At 69.8% G+C, this 25,157-nt stretch carries 21 protein-coding genes and 1 tRNA gene; 8 read left to right on the top strand and 14 right to left on the bottom strand.

Features of this window, described 5'->3' with window-relative positions; all coding sequences use genetic code 11:
* Positions 1 to 110 precede the first annotated feature (110 nt).
* Positions 111 to 1,514: a three-helix bundle dimerization domain-containing protein gene (locus ACWEKR_RS06720; protein ID WP_452353653.1), complete on the bottom strand. Its 1,404-nt coding sequence runs from the start codon at positions 1,512 to 1,514 to the stop codon at positions 111 to 113.
* A 436-nt stretch (positions 1,515 to 1,950) separates the two neighbouring features.
* On the opposite strand from ACWEKR_RS06720, the gene ACWEKR_RS06715 reads away from it, so the two are divergent.
* Positions 1,951 to 2,754, top strand: a complete 804-nt coding sequence (locus tag ACWEKR_RS06715; protein WP_452353652.1) for an SDR family oxidoreductase — start codon at positions 1,951 to 1,953, stop codon at positions 2,752 to 2,754.
* Positions 2,755 to 2,912: 158 nt separating this feature from the next.
* On the opposite strand, the gene ACWEKR_RS06710 is transcribed toward ACWEKR_RS06715, so the two are convergent.
* The 4 genes from ACWEKR_RS06710 to ACWEKR_RS06695 form a co-directional block, all read right to left on the bottom strand.
* Entirely contained in the window at positions 2,913 to 3,410 is a 498-nt protein-coding gene (locus ACWEKR_RS06710; protein ID WP_452353651.1) for a hypothetical protein, read from the bottom strand.
* A 284-nt stretch (positions 3,411 to 3,694) separates the two neighbouring features.
* Positions 3,695 to 3,768 (bottom strand) — tRNA-Leu (locus ACWEKR_RS06705).
* A gap of 231 nt (positions 3,769 to 3,999) precedes the next feature.
* Positions 4,000 to 4,917 carry a ribonuclease Z gene (locus ACWEKR_RS06700; protein ID WP_452353650.1) on the bottom strand — a complete coding sequence of 306 codons (918 nt, stop codon included), beginning with the start codon at positions 4,915 to 4,917 and terminating at the stop codon, positions 4,000 to 4,002.
* Between the two features lie 46 nt (positions 4,918 to 4,963).
* Entirely contained in the window at positions 4,964 to 6,472 is a 1,509-nt protein-coding gene (locus tag ACWEKR_RS06695; RefSeq protein ID WP_452353649.1) for an amino acid permease, read from the bottom strand.
* Positions 6,473 to 6,894: 422 nt separating this feature from the next.
* Between ACWEKR_RS06695 and ACWEKR_RS06690 the strand changes: the two genes are divergently transcribed.
* Positions 6,895 to 7,416 carry an SRPBCC family protein gene (locus tag ACWEKR_RS06690; protein ID WP_452353648.1) on the top strand — a complete coding sequence of 174 codons (522 nt, stop codon included), beginning with the start codon at positions 6,895 to 6,897 and terminating at the stop codon, positions 7,414 to 7,416.
* A gap of 24 nt (positions 7,417 to 7,440) precedes the next feature.
* Here ACWEKR_RS06690 and ACWEKR_RS06685 read toward each other — a convergent pair whose 3' ends face one another.
* The 9 genes from ACWEKR_RS06685 to ACWEKR_RS06645 all read right to left on the bottom strand — a co-directional run bounded on the left by ACWEKR_RS06685 (position 7,441) and on the right by ACWEKR_RS06645 (position 17,128).
* Complete coding sequence (locus tag ACWEKR_RS06685) at positions 7,441 to 8,388, bottom strand: Ppx/GppA phosphatase family protein (protein WP_452353647.1); 948 nt, start codon at positions 8,386 to 8,388, stop codon at positions 7,441 to 7,443.
* Complete coding sequence (locus ACWEKR_RS06680) at positions 8,381 to 8,917, bottom strand: DUF501 domain-containing protein (RefSeq protein ID WP_452353646.1); 537 nt, start codon at positions 8,915 to 8,917, stop codon at positions 8,381 to 8,383. Before ACWEKR_RS06680 ends, ACWEKR_RS06685 begins: the two co-directional genes overlap by 8 nt.
* Positions 8,914 to 9,519 (bottom strand): FtsB family cell division protein, encoded by a 606-nt coding sequence (locus tag ACWEKR_RS06675; protein WP_452353645.1) that lies wholly within the window; start codon positions 9,517 to 9,519, stop codon positions 8,914 to 8,916. The genes ACWEKR_RS06680 and ACWEKR_RS06675 overlap by 4 nt, the downstream gene beginning before the upstream one ends.
* A 90-nt stretch (positions 9,520 to 9,609) precedes the next feature.
* Positions 9,610 to 10,896: a phosphopyruvate hydratase gene (eno, locus tag ACWEKR_RS06670; protein ID WP_195086014.1), complete on the bottom strand. Its 1,287-nt coding sequence runs from the start codon at positions 10,894 to 10,896 to the stop codon at positions 9,610 to 9,612.
* Positions 10,897 to 11,010: 114 nt separating this feature from the next.
* A complete protein-coding gene (locus tag ACWEKR_RS06665) occupies positions 11,011 to 11,739 on the bottom strand; it encodes a lytic transglycosylase domain-containing protein (protein ID WP_452353802.1) in 729 nt (242 codons plus the stop codon).
* A gap of 85 nt (positions 11,740 to 11,824) precedes the next feature.
* The gene (locus tag ACWEKR_RS06660; RefSeq protein ID WP_452353644.1) at positions 11,825 to 13,870 is read right to left on the bottom strand and encodes an ATP-binding cassette domain-containing protein; all 2,046 of its coding nucleotides are present in this window, start codon (positions 13,868 to 13,870) and stop codon (positions 11,825 to 11,827) included.
* A complete protein-coding gene (locus ACWEKR_RS06655) occupies positions 13,867 to 14,688 on the bottom strand; it encodes an ABC transporter permease (RefSeq protein ID WP_452353643.1) in 822 nt (273 codons plus the stop codon). Before ACWEKR_RS06655 ends, ACWEKR_RS06660 begins: the two co-directional genes overlap by 4 nt.
* The gene (locus tag ACWEKR_RS06650) at positions 14,685 to 15,614 is read right to left on the bottom strand and encodes an ABC transporter permease (RefSeq protein ID WP_452353642.1); all 930 of its coding nucleotides are present in this window, start codon (positions 15,612 to 15,614) and stop codon (positions 14,685 to 14,687) included. Before ACWEKR_RS06650 ends, ACWEKR_RS06655 begins: the two co-directional genes overlap by 4 nt.
* On the bottom strand, positions 15,611 to 17,128 hold the full coding sequence (locus tag ACWEKR_RS06645) for an ABC transporter substrate-binding protein (RefSeq protein WP_452353641.1): 1,518 nt from the start codon (positions 17,126 to 17,128) through the stop codon (positions 15,611 to 15,613). The genes ACWEKR_RS06650 and ACWEKR_RS06645 overlap by 4 nt, the downstream gene beginning before the upstream one ends.
* Before the next feature lie 320 nt (positions 17,129 to 17,448).
* Here ACWEKR_RS06645 and ACWEKR_RS06640 point away from each other — a divergent pair, with 320 nt between their 5' ends.
* The 6 genes from ACWEKR_RS06640 (at position 17,449) to ACWEKR_RS06615 (ending at position 25,030) form a co-directional block, all read left to right on the top strand.
* Positions 17,449 to 18,606 (top strand): TauD/TfdA family dioxygenase, encoded by a 1,158-nt coding sequence (locus ACWEKR_RS06640; RefSeq protein WP_452353640.1) that lies wholly within the window; start codon positions 17,449 to 17,451, stop codon positions 18,604 to 18,606.
* Entirely contained in the window at positions 18,578 to 19,588 is a 1,011-nt protein-coding gene (locus tag ACWEKR_RS06635; RefSeq protein WP_452353801.1) for an ornithine cyclodeaminase family protein, read from the top strand. The genes ACWEKR_RS06640 and ACWEKR_RS06635 overlap by 29 nt, the downstream gene beginning before the upstream one ends.
* Positions 19,589 to 19,604: 16 nt before the next feature.
* Positions 19,605 to 20,981 (top strand): alanine racemase, encoded by a 1,377-nt coding sequence (locus ACWEKR_RS06630; RefSeq protein ID WP_452353639.1) that lies wholly within the window; start codon positions 19,605 to 19,607, stop codon positions 20,979 to 20,981.
* Between the two features lie 33 nt (positions 20,982 to 21,014).
* A complete protein-coding gene (locus ACWEKR_RS06625) occupies positions 21,015 to 22,046 on the top strand; it encodes a PLP-dependent cysteine synthase family protein (protein ID WP_452353638.1) in 1,032 nt (343 codons plus the stop codon).
* Positions 22,047 to 22,098: 52 nt separating this feature from the next.
* Entirely contained in the window at positions 22,099 to 23,502 is a 1,404-nt protein-coding gene (locus ACWEKR_RS06620; RefSeq protein ID WP_452353637.1) for an MATE family efflux transporter, read from the top strand.
* 439 nt (positions 23,503 to 23,941) lie between these two features.
* The gene (locus tag ACWEKR_RS06615; RefSeq protein WP_452353636.1) at positions 23,942 to 25,030 is read left to right on the top strand and encodes a glycerol dehydrogenase; all 1,089 of its coding nucleotides are present in this window, start codon (positions 23,942 to 23,944) and stop codon (positions 25,028 to 25,030) included.
* Positions 25,031 to 25,157: the final 127 nt, after the last annotated feature.

Here is a 25,157-nt window from a genome sequence, read left to right as displayed (position 1 = left end):
TTTCCTCCCGCCGCGATACCGGCCGCTGTCGCGGTATCTGATGCGGGGAGGATGCCCGTATCGTCTGCACCGAAACGCGAGGGCGGACACACCCGGACTTGGACGTGGCTTCAGTTGTAGGTCTTGGTCACTCCGTCGAGCAGATGCTCCAGGGTGTCGTAGGTCGGGGTGGCGACGACGTCCAGCAGTTCCGCGGGCACCGGGGCTTTGCGTTCGGCGGCGACCTTCGCGAACTGCGCGCCGTCGTTGGTGCGGAAGCCGTGCTCGGCGGCCAGCCGCTGCAACTCCGGATCCGTGGACAGCAGGCGGCCCAGCCGGTCGCCCGTCGCGCCGAACGGCACCAGCGTGTGCCGGGACAGCACCGTCGGAGACGGGTACAGCAGCGTCATCTCGGGCTTCACCTGGCCGCGCACGATCGCCTCGACGTACTGCGCCTCGTAGATCCAAGCCATCGGCGTCGGGCCCATGCCCGTGGCGAGGTAGTTGTTGAACGGGCCCTCGGTGGTGTTGTCGGTGTACCCCTGGCCCACGAACAGCCGCGCCACCGCGGGCAGGACGGCCTGCTCGGCGGCCGGGCCCTGCACGATCGTGTTGTTGTTCGCGACATAGCTCGCCGCGGCCAGATACATGGCGGCCGAATTCGAGCTGCGCGGATCGGTGGTGGAGATCAGGATGTTCTTGCGCACCGGATACGCGGCGTTGTCGGGCAGTTCGTCCCAGCGGGTACCGTTGCGGACGATTTCGAGGTAACGGCGCAGGTCCAGCGTCGGCACCGGCCCGGGGCGCAGCGCTCCCGCCTTGGCGAGCAGTTCTGTGATCGGCGTGAATGTCGCGACGGCCATCGGCGAGGAGAACGGCGTGTATTTCCCGGTCACGTTGCGCTGCCGCTGAATTCGCTCGGCCGCCTGTTCACTGGATGGAAAGGCGAAATCGAATTTCGCGAGATCTATGGATGTGGCGATCTGGCGCGACCCGGCGGGCTCGACCTCCACCCGGACGCCGTTGCGCGCCAGCGCGTCGATCACCTTCTGGTCCTGGAAGAAACCCATCTTCTCGGACCCCACGACACCATGGGCAACGGTGAGCGGCGCGGCCGGAGCCGGCGCGGCGGCGGGCGCTTCGGGAGCGGGTTGCCGCACGGCGAGGACGACGGCGATCACCGTCAGGATGACGACGGCGCCCACCGCATACGGCGCGAAACGCTTCCTCGACGACCACACCGCACGCAATTGCGCGAGTTTTCCCGGAGAAGTCGCCGAGGGCTCCTGCGCCTTGTCCATCGGGACCGTCATGGGCTGGACTTCCGCTTCGGGGGACTTCTCCAACTCCCGTCGCACCACCCGCTCGACCAGAATGGGAACGAATTGCCGCACCGGGTGGCCCTCGAACTTCTTTCGCGCCGCCCCTACCGTGCTCTGGATATGCTCCGGAGAATAAGTCTCGGTGTAGTTTTCGACCAGCCGCTCCGTCATCTGACGGATCGCCTGTTCCTCTCGGACGGTATCGACAACCACCACAGTCTCCTCGGCGTCGGGGGGGTAACGCGGCAGCGTCTCCGGCCTGCACCGCGCCGGCCAACACTAGCCCTATCGCATTGCGGCCGACATCCGGGCAGACTTCCCGCCGGTGAACGATTTCGCCTGCGCCGGTGCGTATCCCACGCCGTCTGGCACGTCCGTCCGCCCAGCTCACAGGCCCGCGAAGCGTGCAGGCGACAGCCCACCCCACACCAGGCCCTGGCCGAATCTCGCCACACAGAATTCAATGGGCAATCTCCGACCCGCTACCACATGTTGTCTTCGCGTTTCCCGCCGCCGCGGGATTGCGCGTCGCAGCCGTCGCGCTTGCGCGCCCGGCCGGTGCCGTACGGACGGCCCGAAGCTACTTTGCGGTAGCGCAGACCGTGGAGTTGACGATATCGTCAGCGTGTTTGCTGTCGAAAGGAGCGTCATGTCTCGCGTCGCCGTGGTCACCGGTGCGTCGTCCGGAATCGGCAAGGCTACGGCCGCCGCACTGGCCGGGCGGGGATACCGGGTGGTCGGCACCAGCCGGAATCCCGACGCCATCGGCTCCGACGCCGTGCTGCCGGGCGTCGAATACCGGGCGCTCGACCTCACCGATACGGCCTCGATCGATGCCTTCGCGGCCGGCTTGGACCAGGTCGACATCCTGGTGAACAACGCGGGCGAGAGCCAGGCGGGCCCGCTCGCCGAACTGCCCACCGACGCCGTCGAGCGACTGTTCCAGCTCAACGTGCTCGGTCCGATCGCGTTGACCAAAGCGGTGCTGCCCGGCATGCGGGAACGCCGATACGGGCGCGTCGTCATGGTCGGCTCGATGCTCGCCAGCTTTCCGATGCCTTACCGCTCCTCCTACGTCGCCACCAAGGCGGCGTTGCGCGGCTTCGCGGTCGCCGCCCGCTTCGAGGAGTCCCCCTTCGACGTCTGGATCACTGCGGTCGAGCCCGGCCAGATCGACACCGGCCTCCGCGAACGACGCACCAAATACCTCACCGAAGGCTCCCCCCACACCGCCGACTTCACCACTTTCATGGCGAAGCTCGATGAGAACCAGGCCAAAGGCATCACCCCCGAGAAGGTCGCCACCACGATCGTCCGAGCAATCGAAGCCGACCGCCCACACCCCCTCTACGCCGTAGGCAGCAACGCCCCCGCCCTCTTCACCCTCCGCCGACTCCTCCCCCGCACCGTCATGGAACGCATCATCGCTCGCGCCTACGGCCTTTCGCGTTGAAGCAGGGAGGGCCGGACGCGACGGCCGCACATACCGTCTCCCTCGAGCCCCTCAGCAGAGCGAGCTACCGCGGTCGAGCACGAACGTGGGCCTGGATCCCACCTCGTGAAAGCCGAAGGTCAACAGCGACCGCCCCACCTCGTACGCGATCCGCCGACTCAGGATGGCGCCCTTTCGAGACCACCCGACTGCCCCCGCATGGATTCGCGCAGTTGCTTCAGCGCGGCCAAGAATGGCTCGTGGACCGCCCGCCACTCTGGTGAACCCGCGCCGGCACGCTCGATCGTCACACTCTGAGTGATCAGCGTTTCTCGGATATCTTTCAGCCTGCCGTATGCCAGCCACGCGTTGTCGCAGACGGATTTCGGCGCGAACAATTCGAGTTCGTAGATCGCCGCGACCAGGTGGTTCGACCGGAACGCCGCGGTGGCCTCCGCGCGGTCCAGCGGAGACGACCGTCCGATGGCGAGGGCTTGCATGGCGTTGTCGGTCTGGGTCAGGGCCGTCAGATATTTCACGTATGCCTGGCGGCGCGTGTCTTCCAGGCGTACCGATCGTTCTCGCCGGGCTCGTATCGTCTCGACGAGCATCGTGGAACCCGACCCGAGAACCGCGCCGCCCAAAGTCCCCACGACAGCTACCCATTCCAGAGCCACACCGCCACTCTATTACGCCACAACGACTTCGATGCCGCGCGTAGCCGGAGAGGACTATCCATGCGCCGTTCTCACGCCCCAGAGGTTCCGGCCGGGCTGGTGATGTCCTGCGCATACCGGTGCCGCGTCACCACCCCGCGCCGGATCCGGATGTCTCGTCCGGCGACGTAGGTCACCGTGCGACGCGTCCTCGAGACGGTTACGAAGATCCACACAGCAGTCAGTGGCCGGTGCCGCTTCTTGTGCCGAGCCGCCGGCGGCGGGACCTGGACAGTCCACCTGAGTGCCCCCAGTCGGACTCGAACCGACACTTGGCGGATTTTAAGTCCGCTGCCTCTGCCAATTGGGCTATAGGGGCGTCCGGGACAGCGTACCGAGTCGTACGGCTGTACCGGAATTCCGGCAATTCGCCGGGGTGGCGGGGCGTCGGCCGTGGCCGGGTGCCGGACGGCGCGGTCGGATGACCGGCGCCGGTGACGGCGGTTTCCAGCGCGGGGCTGGCAGGCGTCCCAGAGAACTAGATCGGTGACGGCGGGCTGGTGTTAGCGTCCACCGATCATCTCGGCGTGTCGGATGTCCGGTGCGCGGGTCAGCGGCGCGGAGGCAGCGGGATTCGGGCCAGATCGGTGGCGATGTGGATCTCGCCCGTGAAGTACTTCGCCGCTTCCGCCAGGTGCTCGTCGAGGTCGCGGTAGCGCTGGGAGAAATGGGTGAGCACCAGGGTGCGAACGCCCGCGTCCGCGGCCACCCGCGCGGCTTGGCCCGCGGTGAGATGGCCGTACTCGACCGCCAGATGTTCGTCGGCGTCCAGGAATGTGGCTTCGATGACGAGCATGTCGACATCGGCGGCGAGTTCCCGGACGCCCGGGCACAGCCTGGTGTCCATCACGAAGGCGAAGCTCTGGCCGGATCGCGGTTCGCTGATCTCCGCCAAAGTGATTGTGCGGCCCTCCGACTCGACGCTGCCGCGCTCTTGCAGTTCGGAGATGATCGGGCCGCTCAATCCCAAGGCGCGCAACCGGTCCGGCAGGATGCGGCGACCGGGCGGCTCGCTGAGCCGATAGCCGAAGGTGTCCACCGGATGCGACAGCGGCACCGCCGTCACCGTGAACGGCGCTTCGGGCAGGTCGACGGGCCCCGGTCCGGCCACCGGACGCGGCCGCAGTTCGGCGCGGTGATAGTAGGACGTCGCGTTGACCAGTCGGTCGTAGTACACCGCGCCGGACGCGGGAAACCAGACGTCGACCGGATGCGGCACCCGATCGAGGTTGATCCGCTGCACCACCCCGGCCAGCCCGAGGCTGTGGTCGCCGTGGAAATGGGTGATGGCGATCCGGGTGAGCCCGGTGGCGGTCACACCGGCATAGGTCATCTGCCGCTGTGTTCCCTCACCGGGGTCGAACAGGATCGCCTCGTCGTCCCACCGGAGCAGGTACCCGTTGTGGTTCCGCTGTTTCGTCGGCACCTGACTCGCGGTTCCGAGCACGACCAACTCACGCTGCGACACGGCGTCAGGCTAGCCGCCCACCTCCGAGGAGCCGAACACGGCCGCGTCACTCCAGGGCAGGAGCCTTGCGGAGCACGGAGTTGCGCCGGGAGTAGGCGAAGTAGACGACGAACCCGATCAGCATCCACACCAGGAACCGCAGCCAGGTCTCCACCGACAGGTTCAGCATCAGCCACAGGCACGCCAGCACCGCGAGGACGGGGACGACCGGCACGAGCGGAACCCGGAACCCGCGCGGCAGATCCGGGCGCGTGCGCCGCAGGATGAGCACGCCGACCGACACCAGCACGAACGCGAACAGCGTCCCGATGTTGACCATCTCCTCCAGCGTGCCGAAGTCCACGAACCCCGCCAGCACTGCGCACGCCACGCCGACGATGGCGGTGACGCGCACCGGCGTGCCGTTCGCGCCGGTGTGCGCGAGCTTGCGCGGCATCAGCCCGTCGCGCGACATCGCGAACAACACCCGCGTCTGCCCGAGGTACATCACCATCACCACCGTGGTGAGCCCGGCGAGCGCGCCGATGGAGATGATGTTCTTCGCCCAGGTCACCCCGTGGATGCCGAACGCCGTCGCCAGGGTCGCGTCGTCACCGGCCAGCTCGGTGTAGGGCACCATACCGGTGAGCACGAGTGACACCGCGACATACAGGATCGTGACGATGAGCAGCGAGCCGAGGATGCCGCGCGGCACCGCCTTCTGCGGGTTGCGGGTCTCCTCGGCGGTCGTGGCGACCACGTCGAAGCCGATGAACGCGAAGAACACCAGGCTGGCCGCGGCGAGCAGGCCGTACCAACCGAAGTTGCTGTGCCCGGCGCCGGTCAGATAGGAGAACAGCGACTGCCGCAGGCCCTCGCCGCGCTCACCCGCCTGGGACGGCGGAATGTAGGGCGAGAGGTTCGAGGACTTGAAGTAGGTGGCGCCGACGACCAGCACCAGCGCGATCACGCCCAGCTTGATGGCGACCGCCACCGCCGACACCCGCGAGGACACCTTGGTGCCGGTCGCGAGCAGCACGCCGAGCACCGTGATCAGCAGCACCGCGCCCCAGTCGAAGGTCACCGGGCCCAGGTGCACGATCGGGGAGGTGGTGCCGAGTACCTCGCCGAGGTACTGTGACCAGCCCTTGGCCACCACCGCCGCGGCGAGGGCGAATTCCAGGATCAGGTCCCAGCCGATGATCCAGGCGACGAGCTCGCCGAAGGTGGCGTAGGAGTAGGTGTAGGCGCTGCCCGCCACCGGCACGGTGGAGGCGAACTCGGCGTAGCAGAGGGCGGTCAGCCCGCAGGCGATCGCGGCGAACACGAAGGCGAGCGAGACCGACGGGCCCGCGACATTGCCTGCGGTGCGCGCGGTGAGGGTGAAGATGCCCGCCCCGACCACGACGGCCACGCCGAAGACGGTGAGATCCCAGGCGGTCAGGTCCTTGCGGAGTTTCGAGTCGGGTTCGTCGGTGTCGCGGATCGACTGTTCGATGGACTTGGTGCGGAACAGGCCGCCCCACCGAGACGAGACATCACCCGCCGGATCGGCTTGTGGCCCGGGGTTAGTCACGCGTTCTCCTTAATTCGTGCTGCTGTGCTTGGTGTTCTGTACCCATACGGCGAGTCGATGCACGTCGGCCATAAGTTTGCTGGTCATTAGCGTGTTGGCGGTGACGATCAGCCCCGCACACACCACGACCTCCCGGTGATACCGGAGTACACGAACCCGTGACCTGGGTCATAGAACCGAGCCAAACTACCCGACACCGATGTCCCCGGACCAACCGGGAAGAAGATACCGGTGCCGAACTTGCCGCTTCGACCATCTCCCGAAGATGGCATCCGGCGCGGTGCCGCGGGGGATTCGTTTGTTCTGTTCACCCCGGCGGAGCGACTCGGACCAGGACACGGTGGTTTGCCTGCCGGACGACCGGGCACCCCGCAAGCGACAGGCAAACCAGCCCCCGCCCACACCCAGGAAGCGTTGAGCTGATGGTCCACGTGGAAATCACCGTGCCGACGACACCGGAAGACGTCTTCGCCGTCCTGGCCGACGGATGGCTGTTCTGCGCCTGGGTGGTCGGCGCCACCCACATCCGCGACGTCGACGACGAGTGGCCCGGCGTCGGCGCCCAGCTGCACTACAGCGCGGGCGTATGGCCGTTCACCGTGAACGACACCACCAAGGTCGTGTCGGTGGATCCGCCGCACATGCTCGAACTGGAAGCCAAGCTCTCGCCGATCGGCGCCGCGTGGATCCGTCTGGAACTCGTCGAGACCGTGCCCGGTGAGACCCAGATCCGGATGTACGAGCACGCCGAACGCGGGCTGGGGAGAATGGTGCCCAATGTGCTGCAAGAGCTCTTGTTGGTGCCGCGGAATATGGAGTCACTCTCCCGCCTCGCCGACATCGCGGTCGGCAAATCTCGCCGCAGTCGCGCCGGACTGGGAGTTCGGGCCGGAGCCGACACGCACGCCGAGGTGAAACTCGACGGACACCCGCTGCAGACCTGACCGGACGCGCCGGCCCGAGCGGGATCAGGCGATCGACAAGGCGATGCCGTCGAGGATGTCGTGCTCGCTGACGACCAGTTCGGCGATGCCCGCGCGCCGGGACAGTTCCTCGGCGAGGACCTCGGTGATGACCGCGCCGCCGCCGATCACGTCGACCCGGCCGGGATGCATGGGCCCGAGCGCGGCGCGCTGATCGTGATCCATGGCGATCAGGCGGTCGCAGACCTGGTGGACCTGATCCAGGGTCAAGCGGGTGAGGTGCACCCTTTCGGAGTCGTATTCCGGGAGGTCGAGCGCGACCGCGGCCAGGGTGGTCATCGTGCCCGCCACGCCGACCCAGGTGTGCGCGCCCTCCACGGGCACGTGCGTGAACGCTTCGGTCAACCGCTCGGTGGCGAAGGCGCGGGCGGCGGCGATCTCTTGCGCGGTGGGCGGGTTGCCCGCCAGGCACCGCTCGGTGATGCGGACGCAACCGATGTCGGCGGAGAACGCGGCTCGCACTCCCGCACTGTCGCCGAACACCAGCTCGGTGGAACCGCCGCCGAGGTCGACCACGACGAACGGCCCTGCCGCGCTGGACAGCTCGCCGATCGCGCCGGCGAACGACAGGCGCGCCTCCTCGTCACCGGTGATCACCTCCGCTTCCGCGCCCGCGACCACGGCGCCGAGTTCGGCCCGCGCCATGGCGAAGAAGTCCTCCCGGTTGGCGGCGTCCCGGGTGGCGGACGTGGCCACCATCCGCACCCGGCCGACCCCGGCCTCGCGCATCAGCGCGGCGTAGTCGGCCAAGGCGACGCGGGTGCGTTCGATCGCCTCGGGCGCCAGCGAGCCGGTCGCGTCGACCCCTTGGCCCAAGCGGACGATGCGCATCTCGCGGTGCAGGTCGGCCAGGCGTCCGTCGCCGAGCACGTCGGCGATCAACAGTCGGATGGAATTCGTGCCGCAATCCACGGCGGCTACCCGGTCACTCATCGCTGTGCTCCAGATTCTCGCGGGCGGTCGCAGGCGCGGGCCAGTCGGCCGGAATCGCGGTACCGCGCAGGCCGTGCTCGGCGGCCAACGCCACGGCCTCGTCGCCGAGCGGATTCACGCCCGGCCCCTTGGCCAGTGCGTGGGCGATCAGTACGTGCAGGCACTTGACCCGTTCGGGCATCCCGCCCCCGGTGAAATCCGTGCCAAGCGACTCGATTTCGTCGCGTTCGGCCAGATAGCTCTCGTGCGCGGCGCGGTAGGCGGCGGCCAGCTCCTGGTCGGCGGCGAGCCGTTCGGTCATCTCCCGCATCACACCGGCGGATTCCTGCCTGCTCGCCTCGGCGGTGAGCCGGGGATCGGTGAGGTAGTAGAGCGTCGGGAAGGGGGTGCCGTCCGGCAGCCGGGGCGCGGTCTTCACAACGGCCGGGATCCCGTCGGGGGTGCGGTAGGCGATGGCGAGCACGCCGCGCGGTGCGCGGCCCAGCTGCTCGGCGATGATCGCGAGATCCTGGTCGGTGGGTGCGGTCACCTATGTCCTTCCGGTGCTTGTGGTAGTGGCGCGGCGGCCGCGGGCGTCGGCTGCGGCTCGGCGATGCTGCGCCACACTTCGGTGTACCAGGGATCGGGTTCTCTGGCTCTGGTCGGCGCCGGTGGCGGCGCGGGCGCCTCGATGCCGGGTACCTGCACGATGTACGGCGTCTCGCCGGGCATCACCAGGCGCAGACGATCGCGCGCCTCGGTACGGATGTAGGCCGGATCCTGTTGCTGCGCACGGCGGTCGCGTAATCGGGCGAGATCCGCCTCGAGTTCCTCGCGCTGCTGCGCCAGTTGCGCGGCCTCCGCGCGCTGGGTGAAGTACGTGCGCATCGGCACGGCGAGGGTGAGCGCGAGCCCGCACACCACCATCGCGAGGATCACCGCCTTGCCGGTGGAGAGACCGAGGAAGGTGTGGTCGTGCTTGTCGCCTGCGGAACGGGACGCGATCTTGCGCGGCTTCGGCTTCTCCGCGGTCTCCGATCGCCTGCGGCCGCGTTTGGCCGCGGCATCGGCCGGGCGTGATCCGGCGGCACGCGACGTGCGGCGGTCTCCGCGTCCGGCCGGACTGGTCCCACGCGCACGTCGCTCCGTCATCTCACGCCTCGGTCTCTACTTCGCGGTGCTCCCGGCGGCCCGCGGGGTCACGCTCGCCGCCCCCGCCGGGCCCGTCGCTCGCACCGCAGGTCAGCTTTCGAACGCGAACCGGGGGAACGCCACTTCGCCGGCGTAGCGCGCCGAATCGCCGAGCGCGTCCTCGATGCGCAGCAGCTGGTTGTACTTGGCGACGCGCTCGCTGCGGGCGGGGGCGCCGGTCTTGATCTGGCCGCTGCCCACCGCGACGGCGAGGTCGGCGATGGTGGTGTCCTCGGTCTCACCGGACCGGTGCGACATCATCGTCTTGTAGCCGTTGCGGTGCGCCAACTCCACCGCGTCCAGGGTCTCGGTGAGCGTGCCGATCTGGTTCACCTTCACCAGCAGCGCGTTGGCGGCGCCCTTGGCGATGCCCTCCTCCAGACGCTCCGGGTTGGTGACGAACAGGTCGTCGCCGACGAGCTGGATCTTCTCGCCGATCTGGTCGGTCAGGGTCACCCAGCCGTCCCAGTCGTCCTCCGAGAGCGGGTCCTCGATGGACACCAGCGGGTAGGCGCCGATCAGGTCGGCGTAGAACTGCGCCATCTCCTCGGCGGAGCGCACGACGCCCTCGAACTTGTAGCCGCTGCCGGAGGTGTAGAACTCCGTTGCCGCGACGTCCAGCGCGAGCGCCACGTCGCTGCCCAGCTTCAGGCCGGTCTTGCCGATGGCCTCGCTGATCAGGTCGAGCGCGGCCTTGGTGCCCGCCACGTCAGGGGCGAAACCGCCTTCGTCGCCGAGACCGGTGGACAGGCCCTTGGCCTTCAGCACCGCCTTGAGGGCGTGGTAGACCTCCGCACCCCAGCGCAGCGACTCCTTGAACGTCGGCGCGCCGATCGGGGCGACCATGAATTCCTGCACGTCGACGCCGGTGTCGGCGTGCGCACCGCCGTTGAGGATGTTCATCATCGGGACGGGCAGCACGTGCGCGTTCGGACCGCCGAGGTAGCGGAACAGCTCGAGCCCCGAGGACTCGGCGGCGGCGCGGGCCACGGCCAGCGAGACGCCGAGCAGGGCGTTGGCGCCGAGCCGGGACTTGTCCTGGGTGCCGTCCAGGTCGAGCAGGACCTGATCGATCGTGCGCTGCTCCACGGCGTCGAGGCCGATGACGGCGGGCGCGATCTCGTCGAGCACACCCTCGACCGCCTTGCGCACGCCCTTGCCGCCGTAGCGCTCGCCACCGTCGCGCAGTTCCACGGCCTCGTGCTCGCCGGTGGACGCGCCGGAGGGCACGGCGGCCCGGGTCAGGGTGCCGTCGTCGAGAGCGATCTCGACCTCGACGGTGGGGTTACCGCGGGAATCCAGGATCTCGCGAGCTCCGACCTGTTCGATGATGGCCACGAAAACGACACTCCTTCGGCTGCTGACACGGTTGGTCTCACGGGATGGGCCGTGCGCTGCGAGCCTATCGTCCCGCCGGCGACGCGGGTAACCGGCACTCCGGGGATCGGACGATCACACCCGGCGGCCGATGCTGTAACTCGCGGCCCGATCGCGCACCGTCAGCAGGTAGGCGCGCGACTGGTTGTAGGTGAGCAGCGCCCGCTGCCAGCCGTGCTCGGAGGTGAGGTCACCGCCGCTGGCGCACAGGTACCTGGCGGCGGTGAGCGCGGCGTCATCGATGTTCTGCGGATCGGCGACGCCGTCGCCGTTGGCGTCGACGCCCCAGCGCTTCCACGTCTCCGGGATGAACTGCAGCGGGCCGACGGCGCGATCGTGCACCGGATCGCCGTCGAGCGCGCCGCCGTCGGTGTCGTGCACCAGCGCGACGCCGGGCGAGCCGTCCAGCGGGACGCCGATGATCGGCGGGCGGACCGATCCGTCCGCATCCATCTTCGCCCCGCGATGGGTCCCGTGCTTGCTCTCCACGCTCGCGATGCCCGCGAGCGTCGTCCACGCGACGCCGCAGTCGGGACGCGCCCTGGTCATCACGGCCGCCGCGTAGCCGTACGCCTCCAGCGCGATCGAGGGGATGCCCAGCCCGTCGGCCTGCTCGCCGGCCCATCCGCGCAGTTGGACGGCGGTGCGCCCGGGAGCGTCCAAGTCGATCACGGGCAGGGGTGTGCCCGGCCCGGGCGGAATGCCTTCCGGGATCGGGGTGCGGTCGACGCCGCAACCGGCGAGCCCGATGAGCACCACGACGGCGGCCGACACGCCGGTCTTTCGCAACACCCTTTCCATCATCCAGATGACGGCGCGCACCCACGGCGAACCGGTGACGAAGCCCACTGCGTGTCGGGTGCGCACCCGGCTGCGCGCCGTGCGCGGTTCAGACGAGCAGTTCGCTGGTCGCGTTGTGCGTCGGCGCGGCGAGAACCTTTTCGGTGTCACCTGTTTCGACGATGTGACCCTGATCGAGGACCAGCAGGACGGGGCAGTATTCCGCTACCAAGGCCATGTCGTGGGTGATGATCAGCAGGGCGGTTCCGCGTTCGGCGCGAATCCGGTCCAGCAGCGCCATGATCGCCGCCGCGGTGTTGTGGTCCAGTGCCGAGGTGATCTCGTCGCACAGGAGCACGGCGGGTTCGGCGGCGAGGGCGCGGGCCAAGGCCACGCGCTGGCGCTGGCCGCCGGACAGCTCGTGCGGGTAGCGGGCGGCCAGGTCGGCGGACAGCTCGACAGCGGCGAGGAGTTCGATGATCCGCGGCGCGAGATCCCGGCGCGCGACGCGCCCGATCCGCCGCAGCGGGCGGCCGAGTGTCTGCGCCACCGTGCGGCGGGGGTTGAGCGCGGACCTCGGATTCTGGGTGACCAGCTGTATCCCGCCCGCGCCGTATCGGATTCGCCGGTCCGCACCCACGGCGATCGCGGTCCCGCCCAGTTCGAGTGCACCGGTCGCCGAACCGTGCAATCCCGCGATGACGCGCGCCAAGGTGGTCTTGCCCGCGCCCGACGCGCCGACCACCGCGAGCGCAGAGCCCGCTTCGAGCGCGAGGTCGATATCGGCGAGCACCCGGTGTCCGTCGATCGAGGCGCTGATGCCTCTGGCCCGCAGCACGACAGCACCGCGCGGCCGGTCGTCCGCGGCCGGAACTCTGCCTGCCGAACCGTTTCGCGCCCGGTCGAAGCCAGGGCGAGACTGCCGGGCACCGCTGGCTGCCACCACAGGTTCGGCCGATTCACCGCATGCCGGGACATCGGCCGAGCCGGCGATCGCCCGGCTCGTGGCTGGGTCGGCAGCCGCGGTGGTCAACGGGCGCGTTCCCGGCTCAGCAGGCGTACCGAACGTTCCCGGCGAACCGTTTCCCTGAACCGGATATTGGGGCACCGCCGCCGCAACGGACGATTGCCCCAGCGCACTGTTCCCCCGAACCGGATGCTCCGACTCGGCATCCGCCGCACCCGACGACTTCCCCGGCAGACCATTCACCCGAACCGGACGCTCCGGTTCAGCCGACCGCTTGCGCGGCGAACCATTCGCTCGAACCGGACGCTCCGGCTCAGCCGACGACTTCCCCGGCGAACCATTCGCTCGAACCGGACGCTCCGGCTCAGCCGACGACTTCCCCGGCGAACCATTCGCTCGAACCGGATGCTCCGGCTCAGCCGACGACTTCCCCGGCGAACCGCTCATCCGAGCCGGATGGACGGACGCCGGAACGATCGCGCCGAGTTCGACGATGTCGTCGGCGATCGAGTGCACGAGAGCGGTGTCGTGCCCGGACAGCAGGATCGCCGCCGACCGCTCGCGGGCCAGCGCCGCGAGCTGCCCGGCGATATCGGTGCGCAGCGCGCCGTGCAGCCCGGCGAGCGGCTCGTCGAGCACCAGCACGCCGGTCCGGCGGATCAGCGCCCTGGCGAGGGCGACGCGGCGCTGCTGACCGCCGGACAGTTCACCGGGGCGGCGGCGCAGATAGTCCGGCGACAGACCGACCGACGCCAGCGTGTCGATCAGGGTGGACTCGGGCGCCCGCGGCGCGACCTCGCGCAGCAGTGCGCGCACGCGCAGCAGCGGGTTCAGCGCCGAACCCGGGTCCTGCCCGACGTAGGCGATGTGCCGACGCCGGAAGCGGTGCAGCGCCGCACGATCGAGCGCGAACACGTCGTGTCCGGCGACCGACACCGAACCCGTCGCGTGCGCCGCGGGCGACGGCAGCTGCCCGAGCAGGGCGCGCATGACCGTGGATTTGCCCGACCCGGACGGACCGGTGAGTGCCGTGACCGTGCCCGCCGGAATCCGGAATGTCGCCGGCCCGGCCAATTCCCGTCCGTCCGGGCTCAGTACGGTCAGACCATCGACCGCGACGAGGTCGTGCCCGGCCCACGCCGCCGCCTCCCCCGTCCCGCTCTCTCGTTTGATGACGTGCGCGTTCATTCCCGCTCCCCTCGCCCGAACGCCGACACCGCCAGGTTCACGCTCACCGCGACGATCGCGATCGCGAGGCTCGGAGCCAGCACCGCCCAGGGATTGAGCAGCATGCCGGAGGCGTTCTCGCGCACCATGACGGCCCAGTTGCTCGCGCCCAGCGTCGTCGGTAGTTGCAGGAACGACGCCGTGCTCACGAGGTACACCCCGGCCACGAAACGCAGCCCGAGCTGTGTCATCGTCACCGCGCGCAGATTCGGAATAACCTCGCGGAACACGAGATGTGTGAGCGACTCACCCGCGGCTCGGGCGCTCTCGACATATCCGGAGGCCGCGACACCGGCGGCGGCGGCCGTGAAGATGCGCGCGCAATAGGGGACGCCGAACAGCAACGCCAGCACGATCAGTCCCGCGGTGCCCGCGTCCGGCCACGAGGTCAGCACGAGCAGGATCCCCAGCACCGCGGGCAGCAGGATGAACAGGTCGGTACCCAGTTCGATCCACGCCCCGATCCGCGGGCGCAGCGCCGCGACCGCGCCGAGGACACACGACAATCCGGTCACCAGCACGGCGATGACCGCGGCGACGAGCAGCAATCCCCACCCGCCGTAGAGCAGGTGGCTGAGCACGTCACGGCCGAGCCGGTCGGTGCCCAGCGGCGCCCCCGCGCCGGGAGCGCCGAACGGGATGCCGATCGCCTCCTCCGCCGGATGCGGGGCCAGCGTCGGCCCCGCCGCCGCCAGCAGCGTGACCAGCAGCGCGGGCGCGACCGTCAGCCGGCCGAGCCGTCGCCGCGCCCGCCTCGCGACCTGCGTGGCGGCGTTCATCGCCGCCCCCGCAGCGACCAGGTGCGGATACCATCGGCGACCGCGAGCACGACCATGATGACCACCCCGGACAGCGCGACGACCGCGGCGACCACCGAGGTGTCGCGATCGGCCACCGAACCGGCCAGCACCGCACCGAGACCCGGATAGTTGAAGACCGTCTCCACCACCAGTGCCCCGCCGAGCAACATCCCCACCGTGGTGGCGAAGCTGGCGACGATCGTCGGCAACGCGAACGGCAGCACATGCCGCACCAGCACCGCGCCGCTCGAAAGACCGTCCAGCACGGCGCTTTCCACATGGGGAGCGAGCGCGGCGTCGGCCAGGGCCGCGCGCACCACCCTGGTGTTCCACCCGATCTGGGGCAACGCGAGCGCGAACACCGGCAGCACCAGCATTTCCGGTCCGGCGGGCATCCCCGAGCGGCCGGTGATGGTCACCGCGGGCAACCAGCCCAGCGCCAATGCGAACACCAGGATCAGCACGGTGGCGATCACGAATTCGGGAACGGCCACCGCGGTGGTCGTCGTCGGCTGCAACACGCGGGCGGCCACGCTGCCCGGTCGCGTAGCCCACCACGCGCCGAGCGCGAGCGAGGCCAGCACCGTCACCGCGAGGGCGAGCCCACCGAGCAGCAGCGTCGGTGGGAATTTGTCGACCAGCAGGTCGTTGACCGGCCGTCCGCGCGCGGTGCGCCCGAAATCGCCGGTGGCGACACCCGATATCCACTGCCAGAACCGGACCGCCAGCGGCCGGTCCAGGCCGAGTTCGCGCTCTTTTGCCGCGATCTGCTCCGGCGCGGCCTCCCGGCCGAGGACCGCGCGGGCGGTGCTGCCCGGCAGCAGGTCCACGGCGACGAAGACACAGGCCAGCAGCGTCACCAGCAGGATGACGCGCCGCAGCAGGAGTCGCGCGAACGAGATCACCCGGCCAGCCAGGCCTTCTCCAGCTGGACCCGGGCGAATCCGCCGAGCGTGGGCAGGTCGCGCACCCGGGCGGCGGCGATGTCGATGCCGTCGGCCATGCCCCAGACCAGGTAACCGCCGCGCTCGTACTGGATGCGCTGCAGTTCCTGCGCGGCCTGCCGGTATTCGTCGTCGCTGTGCGCGGCGAGCGCCTTGGCCGTGGCCGCGTCGAACGCCGCGTCCTTGAAGCCGGTCTCGTTGCGGTTCGAACCGCTGGACAGCAGTTTGCTCGCGAAGAACAGTGTGGAATCGTTGGTGCCCCACGAGATCGTGTACAGCGGCGCCTTCAGCCAGGTCTGGTCGTAGAAGGCGTTCGGCTCCTGGGTGAGGACTTCCAGCCGGACGCCGATCTCGGCGAGCTGGGTGGCGATCACCTTGGCCGATTCGACCTCGCCGGGCGCCTCGGCCTTGGTGACGAGCGGGTAGCCGCGTCCGGTGTCGAAGTTCGCCTCGCGCAGCAGCGCCTTCGCGCGGTCCACGTCGCGGGTGCGCTGGGCCAGGGAGGTGTCGTAGAGCGGATCGCCGGTGCCGAGGATGTCGTTGGCGATCGTTCCGTATCCGGAATGCACCTGGTTGACAAGGGCTTTGCGGTCGACGCCGAGCCGGAGGGCAGTGCGCACCCGCGCGTCGGCGAACGGCCCGTCGGAGGTACGCATGGCGACGCCGACGACCGTGTCGTTCGGGCGGCGCACGACCGTCAGGTCGCCGCGCCCCTCGGCGGTGCGGCCCGCGATGGCGCCGACGTTCGAGGCCAGGTCGATCTGCCCGCCGAGCACCGCGTTGCCCAGCGCGGTCACGCTTTCGAACATGGTGACCTCGATGGCGTCCAGCGGCGGCGGCCCGCCGTGCCACCGCTCGTTGCGCACCAGGCGGGCGTTGCCGCCCTGATAGGACTCCAACCGGAACGGTCCGCTGCCGACCGCGCCGGTGAAGTCGGTGGTGTCCTTCTTGGCGGTGAAGGTCATCAACCGGACCAGCAGCGGCAGTTGGGTATTCGGCTCGGGCACGGCCAGGACCACCCGGTTCGGCCCGTCGGCGGTGATGTCCTCCACGGCCACCGGTATCTTCGACGCGCCGCCGACCGTGCGCAGCCTGCGCAGCGACCACACCACGTCCTCGGAGGTCACCGGTGACCCGTCGTGAAAGGTCGCGTTCTCGGCCAGGGTGAAGCTCCAGCGTCGTCGGTCGGCATCGGGCTCCCAGCGAGTCGCCAGGCGCGGCAGGACATTCGGGTTTCCACCCGGCACCGTGAGCGCGTCGTAGACCAGGGACGTGATCAGGAAATCGCTGTCGTTGCTGAGGTTGGCGTGCGGGTCCCGTTCGATGCGTGCCGTGGTGCCCAGCGCGCCGACCCGCAGCGTGCCGCCACGCCGCGCCGGTCCGGACGTGTCGTCGCCGTCGGAACACGCGGCGACCAGCAGCACCGCTCCCGCCCCGAGACTCGACCGCAGCAGTTGCCGTCGATTCATAACCATGGTGCTGCCCCTCTTCCTGAACCGAACCCATCGCGGTACCGCGCGCATAGTGCGATCAGGACAGGCTAGCCTAATCCGCTGCACGACTCGCCGATACCGGCACCGAAACGGCAGCGTAGGGGCGCATTTTCCGCAAACTTACCCACCGGCCTCGCGCGCGCCCCCGGACCGCCGCATTCACCCGATCCGAAGTTATGCAATTCTGCTATGTTTTCTTCGACTCGCTTAGGTAAGGCTTGCTTCACTAAGTCCGAAGGGTTACCTTCGCATGATAACTCGTGACCCCTGCTTTTCGAACCGATGCGAAGAAGGGATACCCGGTGAAAAGCGTTCTCTCCGAACGTAAGACGCTTCACCCCCTAGATCTCGAACGACGGGAGTTGTCCCCCGGAGCCGGCCGCGCCGTGCGCGCGCTCGCCAGGGAGATCTCCGCCACACTCGATCTCGCGCTCGCCGATCCCGCCGCCGCCGCGCGCACCCTCGCGGACCCGGCGCTCATCGAACGGATCGATGCCGGCGCCGCGGCGCTTCCCGCCGAGGTGCGCCACGCCGTGCGTCCGCCCGCCACCCCGGCCGGCGCGACCGTCGTAGGCCGTCTTCCTCTGACCGACAACGAGTTCGGTCCCACGCCGCCGAGCTGGCAGGAAGCGGCGCGCTGGAGCGGCGATCCGGCGCGACGCGCGCACTCGTACGAACTGGACCTGGTCATGCTGCTGCTCGCGCGCAGTGCCGGTGAGCCGTTCGGCTGGCGGGGCCAACAGGACGGACGTCTGGTCAACAACATCGTCCCGGCAGCGGGTCACGAGCACGAACAGTCCGGCGCCAGCAGCGCGGTGCTGCTGAGCCCGCACACCGAGGACGCCTTTCATCCGCGGCGCGCCAACCTGCTGATGCTCGGGTGTCTGCGCAATCCGGATCTGGTCGGCACCACCGTGTCGTCGGTGCGGCGCATCGAGCTGTCCACCGCGGAGCGTGAACTGCTCAGCACGCCGACACTTCCGATCCTGCCGGACGTCTCCTACGGCGCCGGACACGAAAACTACACCGCGCCACCGATTCCGACGCTGTGGAGCGCCGGCGGAACCGAGGGGCAGACCCTGCGCTACGACCCGGCGTACACCCCGCTCTCCGACGCCGATCCGGAATTCCGCGCGGCCTACGCGCATCTCGCCGCCGAACTCGAACGCGTATGTGTGACCGCCGCGCTCGCCCCCGGGGAGCTGTTGCTGGTGGACAACGACGTCGCCGTGCACGGCCGGGTGCCGTTCACCGCGCGGTACGACGGCACCGACCGGTGGCTCAAGCGAGTGAACATCCGGCTTCCGGAACGTCGGCGGCGAGCCGAGGAAGCCGACGAGAATGGCTACGGGCAACAAACCGTGGCCCCGTTCCGAACGGCGGACACCCCGCCGGTCGAGAGCGGCACTCAGGAGCGGGATGCAGTACGACATGATCGAGGACCCCTTGAGCACGCGTGACCGAAGCACACCCCTGCGGGTGTTGAGCCGCAGCGACCTCGCCGACGTGCCGATCACACCGGCCGCCGTGGTGCGCGCGGTCGAAGAGGCGTATCTGGCGCTGGCGGCGGGTGATTCGGACAACCCCCGCAAGCTCAGCGTCGCGAATCCGGACGGCTGGTCGGTCGCCTACGCCATGCTCGGCCGGGACGGCCGCAGGCGCGTGGTGGCGATGAAGACCTCCTACAAGTTCGACCCGGGCCACGACCGCAGCACCAAGCGGTATTACACGACGATCACGCTCTACGACGACAGCACCGGTGCGCCGATCGCGATGATGGACTGCGCACGGGTCGGCGCGTTGCGCACGCCCGCCGTGTCGGCCCTGCTGGTGCGCGAGACGATCCGCCGCGGCGCGGAGAGCGTGCTGCTGATCGGCACCGGAACCCAGGGACGCAACGCCCTGCCGCATCTGCTCGCCGCGAACCCGCAGCTGCGCAAACTGATGGTGTATGGCACCCACCCCGAGGGCCTGGAAGCCGTGCACCGCGGGCTCGCCGAGCACCACCCGCACGCGCTGCTCGAGACGGTCACCGATCCGCGCGCGGCGGCGGCGACGGCCGACGTCGTGCTGGCGACGGCGGGCCCGGCCACCGAGGTCGCGCTCGAATCCGACGATCTGGCACCGGGTTCGGTGGCGGTGCTGGTCGGATACGGGCTCGCGCCCTCCACGCTGCACGACGCCGACCGCGTGATCGCGACCAGCGCCGAGCAGATGGCCCTGACCGGCACCGACATGGCGGGCCCCGACGGCACGCTGCGCCCGGTGGACGCCGAGCTGCCGCAGATCCTGAATCGCCGTGCGGTCGCGCGCCGTTCGGACGAGGAGCGCGTCTTCGTCTACAACAGTGGACTGGTGCTGACCGACATCGCGGTCGCTCACGCGCTGGCCGAGCGGGCGATCACCGAAGGCCGCGGTACGGAGGTGCCCCTGTGGGATTAGCGCACGGAGGTACCCGGTGGGTCTAGAACAGGCGAGTGTCGCCGTGCAGCCGGGGGCCGAGGCGAACGAGTCGATCGGCGCGGCGCCGATGCCCGCGCATCTGGACCAGTGGGAGCGTCGCCTGCTCGCAGATCCGGATCTTCTGGCAGACCTGGCTTTCGCGATGGGCGGCCCGTTCCACGTCATGTATCCGGCGCGAGTCGGTCACAACATCCGAGCCTTCCACGCCGCGTTCACGCAGGCCGGGGTGCACGGCACGATCTACTACGGCAAGAAGGCGAACAAAGCCGGGTGTGTCGCACGCGCGTGCGCGGAAAACGGTGCGGGTGTCGACGTCGCCAGCGTCGGCGAGCTGACCGCGGCGCTGGCGCAGGGCGTGCGCGGCGCCGAGCTCATGGTGACCGGCCCCGCCAAGGCGGACGAACTGCTCTGGCTGGCCGCCCGGCACGGCGCGCTGATCGCGGTGGACGACCTCGGGGAGATCGACCGGCTCGCCGCGCTGGCCCCCGCGAGTGAGCCCGCGCGCGTGCTGATCCGCGTGCTGCCCACGGCCTCGGCCAGCCGGTTCGGCATGACACCCGCCGAAATCGAGGACGCACTCGCGATCCTGGGCGGGCACGATTCGATCCGGCTGGAAGGCTTCAGTTTTCACCTCTCCGGCTACGACGCGGTGGCACGGGCGGAACTGGCGGGCGAGCTGATCGCCCGCTGCCTGCACGCGCGCACGCTGGGACATCCGGCCACCACGGTCTCGATCGGCGGAGGCTTCGGGGTCGATTACGTCGCGGCGGACGCCGCGCTGGAGTTCACCGCGGGTGTGAACAGACAGTGGTTCCACTCCGGGAAGTCCTTCGATTCGTACTATCCGTACCACTTTCCCGTGCCCGGCGCGGCCATGCTCGCCCGGATTCTCTACCACGACGATCTGGCCGGACGATTGCGGGACAACGCCGTGCGCCTGGCCATCGAACCGGGCCGCGCGCTGCTCGCGCACGCGGGATGCACCGTCTTCCGCGTGCAGGGCAGCAAGACCAGGCATGCGCACGGCCGGCCCTACCGGTTGCTCACCGTCGACGGCACCAGCCTCAGCCTCTCGGAACAGTGGTTCGACAGCGAGTACCTCCCCGATCCGGTGCTGTGGCCCGAGCGGCCCGGCGACCCGACACCGACCAGCGTCGGTGCGGCCACCTGTCTGGATTCCGACATGCTGAGCTGGCGGCGCGTGCCGCTGCCCCGCGCAGCCGCGGTCGGCGACCTGCTGATCTACCCGAATACCGCTGGTTATCAGATGGATTCGAACGAGTCCGCCTTCCACGAACTGCCCATCCCACCGAAAGTCGTGCTGCACGACGCGCCCGGCGACCGCTTCCGCTGGACCCGCGACGGCAACTGACCCGACTTCCCCGACCCGTAACAGGAGACATCAATGCCGCTCGTCACGCGCGTGACGGATCTGATCGGCCGCACGCCGCTGTTCGAGCTCGCGGCCACCGCGACCGGCACCCGCCTGCTGCTCAAACTGGAGCAGTTCAACCCGACCGGCGCGGCCAAGATCAGGATGGCGCGCGAAATGGTGCTCGACGCCGAGCGGCGCGGTTTGCTGCGCAGTGGCGGACATATCATCGAATCCACGTCCGGCAACACCGGGCTCGGCCTCGCGGTAGTTGCCGCCGAACGTGGGTATCGCTTCACCGCAGTGGTCGACCATCACGCATGTAAGGACAAACTGCGCGCGATGCGGGCAATGGGTGCGGAACTGGTGTACGTCGCCGACGAGGGCGACGACAACCTCGCCACCTCGGCACGGGAGGACCTGGCCGAGGCGATGGCGGCCGAGCGGGACGACGCGTTCTTCACCGAGCAGCACAACAACGACGCCAACGCGGTGGGCTACTACCCGGTGGCGGAAGAGTTGCTGGAAGACGTCGAGCGGGTCGACATCCTGCTGTCCGCCGTCGGCACCGGAGGTTCGCTGTTCGGCACCGCGACCCGGCTGCGGCAGCTGGGTTGCACCCCCTACGTGATCGGCGTGGAGCCGGTCGGCTCGATCGCCTTCGGCGGCCCGGGCGGCCCGTACTGGCAGTCGGGCACCGGCACCCCGCCGGGCGCGACCATCGGCACCGCCGTCGACTACTCCTTGCTGGACGAGGGCGTGAAGGTCACCGATGTGGCGGCCTTCGCGACCGCCCGCGCGGTGGCCGCGGAACTGGGCCTGATGATCGGCGGGTCGGCGGGCGGGTCCGTGTACGCCGCGCTCACCCGGCTCGAGGAGTTTCCGCCGGGCTCCACTGTGGTCACCATCGTGTGCGATGGCGGAGAGAAGTACCTGGACACGGTGTTCGACGACGACTGGATGACCGAGCGCGACCTGCTCGACCCCGGCACCGAACGCGAGGTCGCCGTGCTGCTGCGGCGCTACGCGCCCGCCGCCCGCAACGCACTGGTGCAAGCGCGGTGAGGTCCGGTTGCCCGCGTAAGACGACGCTCTCGCCCTCTGCGAAGGAGAACCGGTGATCGTGACGAGTTTCCGCGGCGACGGCGGGCGGCTCACCGCGCTCGCGACGCCGATCGCGTTGACCCAGCTGGCCCAGATAGCGGTCTCGACCACCAACATCGCGCTGATGGGCACGCTCGGCGTGCGCCAGGTGGCCGCGGGCGGGCTGGCGATCGTGCTGTTCAACCAGATCCGCACTATGTGCGTCGGACTGATCACCGCCAGCGGCAACCAGATCGCCACCGCCGTGAGCGCGGCGGGCAAGCGCGGTGACTCGCCGGATCCGGAGATCCGTGACCTGCTGCGCTCGAGCTTCGCGATCGCCACGGTCGCCGGTCTGCTCGGCGGCGCGGTGCTGATCGGGCTCGGGTGGATGCTGCCCTGGCTCGGGCAGGACCCGGGCGTGCTCGCCGACGCCCGTCCGCTGATGGTGGCGCTCGCGCCCGGTCTGCTGCCCTGCCTGTGGTTCCAGGTCCTGCGCCAGTACACGGTCGGCATGCAGCGCCCGCAGGCGCTGTTGCTGGTCACGCTCGGCTCGGTGGTGCTCAACCTGGTCCTGGCGTTCGGCCTCATCCACGGCAAGGCCGGGCTGCCCGCGCTCGGGCTGACCGGCATCGGGGTCGCGACCTCGCTGGTCTTCCTGATCACCTTCGGCGTGTTCTGGGCGATGGTGTGGCACGACGACGAACTCGGCCGCACTCTGCCCAGGACCCCCCTGCCGGTACGGCTCACCACCGTGCGCGCCGAGTTGCGACTCGGCACGCCGATCGCGCTCACCTACGGCTCCGAGGCCGGCATGTTCTCGGTGCTCGCGCTGGTCATGGGCAGCATCGGCCCGGCGGCGCTGGCGGCGCACAACGTCGTCTACCAGATCATCTACATCGTCTTCCAAGTGGCGATCGGCCTCTCGCACGGTGCGTCGATCCTGGTCAGTCACGCGGTCGCGCGGGACGAGCACGCGCACGCCCGCGCGCTGGCCTGGCTGGCGCTGCGGCACGCCGCGGTGATCGCGGCGGTGACGGGCACGATCTACGTGCTCGCGCCCGATCTGGTGCTGCGGCCTTTCCTGGATTCCTCGGATGCCGACACCATCCGCCTCGCGCACACCCTGCTGCTGATCGGCATCGTGTTGCAGTTCTTCGACGCCGCGCAGAACATCGGCACCGGCCTGTTGCGCGGGCTGAAGGCGACCAACGCCGGCTTCCGGCTCTCGCTGATCGGCTATTGGGGCGTCGGCCTGCCCGTCGCCCTGCTGCTGGCCTACCCGGCCGGGCTCGGCGCGGCCGGCGTCTGGTGGGGCCTGACCGCGGGCTTGGCCACCACCGCGATCCTCATGCTGCGCCGCTACTTCACGTTGCTCGGCGAACGGGAACGCGACCGGCCCCGCCTGCTTCCGGAGACCCTCACCACCCAGAGCTGATCGGTTGCTCGAGTCTCGCGGCCGGGGCACTCCTGATCGCCCCGGCCCCGAATATCGGCTGGGTCGATCCCCTTCGGTGTCCGAGCGGTGCGCGAGGGGCGCTTCGCCGTCGCCGCGACTGCCCCGGACAGCGCCGCAAGAGGGAGGCGGCCGAGCGCGAATCGCGCCATCGGTCGGAGGCTCGAAACCCTCGTCGATCCAGGCGACGACGCGGCGCCCACGTTGCGGGTAATCGCATGTTCGCACCGGCGGTCCCCTGACGCGGAACCACCCCGGTCGCAGCCCGCTCCAGAGCACTGCCGAACGACGCGACGCGCACCGAGCAGGGGTGCGCGGCGAGTTCGTCGATCACCGCCGTGGAAAAGGGGCGTCACGTAGCGTTGAAGGGTCGTCGGTCGGGCTGAGAGCGTGCGCGCGGCCCGGGATCGGGAGGTGCCGGATGCTCAGCGTGTTCTCCTCGCCAGGGCATTACGTGCAGGGCCGGGACGCCACAGCCGCGCTCGGCGCGGAGATGACGCGGCTCGGCCTCGGGGGTCCGGTGCTCATCGTGGCCGGCTCCAGCGCCTTCCGGCTGCTCGCCGATACCTGGGAGCGCTCGCTGACCGACGCGAAGATCGCCTCTTCGATCCATCTGTCCGGCGGCGAATGCAGCCGGGCGGAGATCGCGCGGATCGCCCACGCCGTCGAGGAGACCGGCAGCACGGTGGTGCTCGGCGCAGGCGGCGGCAAGGTGCTCGACGCGGCGCGCGCGGTCGCCGACGATCTCGACCTGCCGATGATCAGCTGCCCGAGCACCGCCTCCAGCGACGCGCCGTGCAGCGCCCTGTCGGTGATCTACACCGATGCGGGCGAGTTCGAGGCGTATCAGCTGGTCCGGCGGAATCCGGCGCTGGTGCTGGTGGACACCTCGGTGGTCGCGCAGGCGCCCGCCCGGCTGCTCGCCGCGGGGATGGGCGACGCGCTCGCCACCTGGTTCGAGGCGCGCACGTGCAGCGCCGCGCAGGTGCGCAACATGCGCGGCGGGGCCTCCACACGCAGCGCCACCGCGCTGGCCGAGCTCTGTTACCGCACGCTGCTGGCCGACGGCGCGCAGGCGCTGAGCGCCGTCCGCACGCACAGCGTCACACCGGCGCTGGAGCGCGTCGTCGAGGCCAACACCCTGTTGTCCGGGCTCGGCTTCGAATCGTCGGGGCTGGCCGCGGCGCACGCCGTGCACAACGGTCTCACCGCCGCCGCACGGACGCGCCCCTTCCTGCACGGCGAGAAGGTGGCCTTCGGCACCGTCACCCAACTGGTGCTCGAGGGCGCGCCCGCGTCGGAGATCGCTACGGTGCTCGATTTCTGCGCCGCGGTGGGCTTGCCGACCACGCTCGCCGCGCTCGGGCTGCCCGATGCCGACGAGGAGACGCTGACGGCCATCGCGACCCGGGCGACCGCCCCGGGGGAGACCATCCACAACGAACCCTTCGCGGTGGACGCCGCGATGGTCGTGGACGCGCTGCGCGCCGCCGATGCGCTCGGCCGGTGACGAATCCCACACCCGCTGCCGTTCCCCCAGCGTCGACACCGAAACCTCACCTTCCCGCAAGCGTGTCTTCACCAACCGTCGGGAAACCTGTCCGTAACCGACGCTATCGTGGCGACGGAGTCAAGCC

It is taken from the genome of Nocardia sp. NPDC004573, assembly GCF_053602135.1.
This window is presented reverse-complemented; position numbering and strand designations above follow the sequence as displayed.